This window comes from Streptococcus suis (assembly GCF_024509555.1).
GTDB classification, from domain to species: domain Bacteria; phylum Bacillota; class Bacilli; order Lactobacillales; family Streptococcaceae; genus Streptococcus; species Streptococcus suis_AD.
Map to the genome: position 1 here is coordinate 1 of NZ_JAMWEL010000083.1, position 259 is coordinate 259.

Annotated in this window: 1 protein-coding gene; it reads right to left on the bottom strand. The window is 50.6% G+C overall.

Annotated elements, in window-relative coordinates; genetic code table 11:
* Positions 1-259 (bottom strand): hypothetical protein (locus NF418_RS10440; protein ID WP_256779551.1); only part of this gene is annotated, 259 nt, incomplete at both ends.

Sequence of the window (259 nt, forward strand, 5' to 3'; positions counted from 1 at the left end):
GGAGTCTTAGGATCAGTACCGTCTTTCTTCTCGTCACCATCAGTTACGCCGTCGCCGTCTGTATCTGGAGTCTTAGGATCAGTACCATCTTTCTTCTCGTCACCATCAGTTACGCCGTCACCGTCTGTATCTGGAGTCTTAGGATCAGTACCGTCTTTCTTCTCGTCACCATCAGTTACGCCGTCGCCGTCTGTATCTGGAGTCTTAGGATCAGTACCATCTTTCTTCTCGTCACCATCAGTTACGCCGTCACCGTCTG